The sequence below is a fragment of the Microbacterium umsixpiens genome (assembly GCF_053543675.1).
Genome location: NZ_JBLVOH010000045.1, coordinates 1 through 4,472 on the forward strand (window position 1 = coordinate 1; position 4,472 = coordinate 4,472).

The 4,472-nt window shown below is 69.9% G+C and carries 5 protein-coding genes; all 5 read right to left on the reverse strand.

Annotation, left to right across the window (positions count from 1 at the left end; translation table 11 throughout):
* The coding region (locus ACNPM4_RS05060) for an ATP-binding cassette domain-containing protein (RefSeq protein WP_448984909.1) at nt 1-728 on the reverse strand (728 nt) is incomplete at its 3' end.
* Between the two features lie 3 nt (nt 729-731).
* Complete coding sequence (locus ACNPM4_RS05065; RefSeq protein ID WP_051662391.1) at nt 732-1,241, reverse strand: GbsR/MarR family transcriptional regulator; 510 nt, start codon at nt 1,239-1,241, stop codon at nt 732-734.
* Nucleotides 1,242-1,281: 40 nt separating this feature from the next.
* Nucleotides 1,282-2,208: an ABC transporter permease gene (locus ACNPM4_RS05070; RefSeq protein WP_448984910.1), complete on the reverse strand. Its 927-nt coding sequence runs from the start codon at nt 2,206-2,208 to the stop codon at nt 1,282-1,284.
* The gene (locus ACNPM4_RS05075) at nt 2,201-3,133 is read right to left on the reverse strand and encodes an ABC transporter permease (RefSeq protein WP_301111597.1); all 933 of its coding nucleotides are present in this window, start codon (nt 3,131-3,133) and stop codon (nt 2,201-2,203) included. The genes ACNPM4_RS05070 and ACNPM4_RS05075 overlap by 8 nt, the downstream gene beginning before the upstream one ends.
* Nucleotides 3,118-4,472: M14 family zinc carboxypeptidase (locus tag ACNPM4_RS05080; RefSeq protein WP_448984911.1), on the reverse strand; the 1,355-nt coding region annotated here is incomplete at its 5' end. The genes ACNPM4_RS05080 and ACNPM4_RS05075, both read right to left, overlap by 16 nt.

The window sequence follows — 4,472 nt, forward strand, 5'->3', positions numbered from 1 at the left end:
CTGCGCGCCGAGCCTTCCTCTACGAGTGCTCCGTGGCGCATGACCACCACGCGGTCGGCCAGGTCGGCCACGACGCCCATGTCGTGCGTGATCAGGAGGATCGCCCGACCTTCGCGCCGCCCGAGCCGGGAGAGCACGTCGAGCACCTCGGCCTGCACCGTCACGTCGAGCGCCGTCGTCGGCTCGTCCGCGATGAGGAGCTGCGGGTCGGACGCCAGCGCCATCGCGATGCCGACACGTTGGCACTGCCCGCCGGAGAGCTCGTGCGGGTACTGCTTCATGCGCCGGGCGGGGTCGGGGATGTCGACCAGCTCGAGCAGTTCGATCGCCCGGCGGCGGGCCGCCCGCGTGCTCAGCGAGCGATCGTGGGCCCGGACCGCCTCGACCACCTGGAACCCGATCGTGAAGACCGGATTCAGCGAGGCGACCGGGTCCTGCGAGATCAGCGCGATCTCGGCACCGCGCACGTGGCGCAGCTCCCGCGGTGTGAGCCCGAGCAGCTCACGCCCGTGCAGCTGCACCGAGCCGGTGGCCCGTGCGCCGTCGGGCAGCAGGCCGATGACCGACAGCGCCGTGACCGACTTCCCCGACCCGGATTCGCCGACGATCGCGACGACCTCGCCGGGAGCGACGTCGAGGTCGAGGCCGTGCACGATCTCGACGCGATCGCGGGTGCCGAACGTCACACGCAGGTCGCGCACCCGCAGAACGGATTCAGTGGCATCCATCGATCACGCTTCGTCCTCGCCCGCGTCGCGAGCGCGCTTGTGCTCGTGCCAGTCGGCGAGCATCTTGTGGTGGTAGTCCTGCACCCATTCCAGGTAGTCGCGGCCGTTGCGCAGACGCACGGCGGCGTCGGTCTCGTTCGGGCTCAGCCAGCGCAGGGCCGTGTCGAGGGAGCGGATCTGCCTGTCGAAGTAGCGGCGCTCGTTGGCCAGGAAGCTGCCCCACGGGTCCTCCTCGGCCATGAAGTAGTGGTTCCGGTCGCCGGGCAAGGAGTGGCGACGGATGAAGTTCGTGTCGATCAGCCGCCGGGTCGCCATGGACACGGCTCCCGTGCTGGCGCCGAGTGCCGCGGCGAGGTCGGACGACGAGATGTAGGGGCGATCCATGATCATCAAGTAGCCCAGCACCCGCCCGTCCATGCGGGAGGTGCCGGCCATCTCCCAGATGAGCGAGATCTCCTCGGCGAACTGGCGGCGGTACTCCTCGCGCTGTGCGGCGGCGTTGTCCTCGGTCATGGTCTCTCCCCTTTCGGCGGCGTTCCGATCAGCATGCCATTCACCGTCGCTCCCTCGGATCGAAGACGCTGCGCAGCTCCTCGCCGATCGCGACGATCGCGAGCACGGTCAGGGCGAGCATCACGCTCGGCAGCACCAGCACGTGCGGCGCCGCCTGGAACACCCGCGATCCGGCAGCGATCTGCAGTCCCCACGAGATCGCCGGCGCGGAGAGTCCGACGCCGAGATAGGTGAGGGTGCTCTCGGCGACGATGACCGCGCCGATCGTGAGGGTCGCCAGCAGGAGCACCGGCTGCACGGCGTTCGGCAGCACGTAGCGCGAGACGATCCGTCCGGTGCTCAGCCCCATCGTGCGCGCCGCGAGCACGTGGTCGGCCTTGGCCACCGAGCGCACCGAGCCGCGCATCAGCCGCGCCATCATCGGCCAACCGAAGATCCCCAGCACGAGTCCGACGGTCAGGACGTTGCGCGCGCCGAGCATGTTGAGCACGACGATCGCAGCGAGCAGGAACGGGAAACCGAGGAACACCTCGGTCACGCGGGAGACGACCCAATCGGCGGCCGAGCCGCCCATACCGGCCAGCGTGCCCAGCACGAGGGCGACAGCCAGGGCGATCGCGGTCGCCAGGAAGCCGACCGCGAGCGAGCTCTGCGCGCCGTAGACGGCATTGGCCCAGATGTCGCAGCCCTGCAGGTCGAACCCGAACGGATGCCCTTCACGCGCGGTCTTCGCGCTGTCGGCGAGGTCGCAGGCCCGGGGGTCGCCGTTGCCGAAGAGTGCCGCGAAGGGCGCAGGAGCGACGGCGAACGCCGCCACGACCAGGAGCACGACTGCGGCCATCCAGAACAGCGGCCGCCGCACCAGCATCCGCCAAGCGCCGTCGCGGCGCGTGGCGACCGGGAGGCTCATGGTCTTCGGCACCGTGATCTTCGCGGTGCCCGGAGTCGGGTTCAGGGGGTCAGCCACGACGGATCCTCGGGTCGAGCAGCGCGTGGAGGGCGTCCACGATCAGCGAGGTGAGCAGGAAGATGATGATCAGCGCGGTGGAGATGCCGACGACCAGCGTCGCCTCGTGATCGCGGATCGCGAGGAACAGCAGGTTGCCGACGCCGGGAAGGTTGAAGATGCCCTCGATCACGACGGCGCCACCGAGCAGGAATCCGAGGTCGGTGGCAAGGAACGTGGCGGTGGGGATCAGGGAGTTGCGCATCACGTGCAGTCCGATGACGCGGGATTCCCCGATGCCTTTCGCCCTGGCGGTGCGCACGTAGTCGGCGTCGAGGTTCTCGATCATCGATCCGCGCACCAGTCGCGAGACGGACGCCAGCCCGAACAGCGCGATCACGAGCGACGGAAGCAGGTAGGCGATCGGCCACCCCTCTCGGATGCCGGCGACCGGCAGCCAGTCCAGGCGCACGCCGAACACGATCTGCGCGGTGATGCCGAGCACGAAGACGGGGATGCAGCTGAGACCGATCGAGATCACCAGCAACCCCCGGTCGATCACGGTGCCGCGCTTCAGGGCCGAGACGATGCCGACCGCGAGCCCGAGCACGATCTGGATCGTCCAGGCCGTCAGGGCGAGGGTGATCGTCACACCCCACCGCGAGGCCAGCTGATCGGCAACGGGACGGCCTCGCAGGTCCACGCCGAGGTCGCCGGAGAGCAGGTTGCCGATGTAGTTCGTGTACTGCGCCCACAGCGGCTGATCGAGCAGATAGCGGGCGTTGAGCGCATCGATCACGGACTGCGGCAGCTGCCGGTCCCCCGCGAGCGCGCGGATCGGGTCGCCGGGCAGGCTGAAGACCGTGAAGTAGATGATGAACGTCACTCCGAAGAAGACGATCGCGAAGCCCGCCAGCCGCTGCAGCAGCTTCAGTCCGAGACCCACCGGCCGGCCCCCTCGAGCTGGGCGTGAGCGGCGAGGATCGCCCCGTACTGCACGCCGACCACGGCCCTCAGCGGCAGCGGGATCGACGTCCCGGCCTGGAGCGCCTCCTCCAGCCAACCGTCGAACAGCTCCTGCGCCTCGACCGCGACTCGGCGCACTTCGGGTGCTGCCGTGCCCGCGTCGACCTCGGCACGCAGAGCGCGGGCGAGCATCCCACCCCAGCGCAGTCGGTGCAGGCGTACGACACCGGACAGCGCCTCGAGCTCGGAGGCCGTGGCCGGACGGTCGGCCTCCTGATCCGCCCGCGCGAGGTGCTCGCTGCCCGCGGCGCCCGCGGCAGGCGCGAAGACTCGGGCCGCCCGCAGCAGCGGGGTGTCCAGTCGCAGGTGCGGCTCCACCCGCGCGATGAGGGTGGTGAGGGCGGTGCCCGCGGCCTGGAGACGCTCGCCCGACTCCCGCAGCGCGTCGGGATAGCGGGTCGCGGTCTCGCTCGTGTCGTCGGCGAAGGGATCGCTGAACTGTGGGAGCTCGGCGATCAGCGACAGCGTGCCGTATTTCTGCGCATACGAGGTCGACGCGTCACCGGCCGAGCCGGGCGGGTAGGGGTCGAGGCCATACGCCTCGGTCCAGTCATAGGCGTCCTGAAGGGTGCCCATCTCGTAGATGGCCGGGGCGAGCACGGTGAAGTGCGCCCCCTCCGCCTCGCCGGTGTGCAGCGGGACGCCGAGCGCCGCAGGCAACGCGTGCAGCAGCGGGTACAGCGCGGGAAGCGGACGTGAGAGGTAGAAGTACGCGCCGCCCCCCTCGCTGTTGTGCAGCGGCACGTAGAGGTGCGGCCGGGCGATGTCGATCGCACGAGCAAGCGCCTGCGTCTCGGGCATCATCGCGTCGAAGTAGGCCTTCTTGTACGAGAAGGGGAACGTCCACTCCACCTGTTCGTCGGGGGCCGGACGGAAGAACTCCCGGGCGTAACGCTCGCGGTCGGCGGGCTCGGCGAACCACCCCTCGTTGAGCCGCATCCCGTCCGGATCGGCGCACGGCACGACGTGCCAAATGGTGTCGAGCTGTTCACGGAAGCCGGCATCCGACGTGAGCTGCTCGACGAGGTGCAGGATCGTCAGCGAGCCGATGGGCTCGTTCGGGTGCACTCCACCCACGACCAGCGCCGAGCGCGCACCCTCGCCGATCGAGTAGAAGCTGATCGGTTCGCCGAGGCGGCTGGTGCCGATCCGCTGCACCCGGATGATGTCGGGGTGGATCGAGCGGAGCTCCTCCAGCTGTCGGTTCAGCTCGTCGACGGTCGGGAAAGCGGTGTGGTCGGGCGCCCCCCGGCACGGCG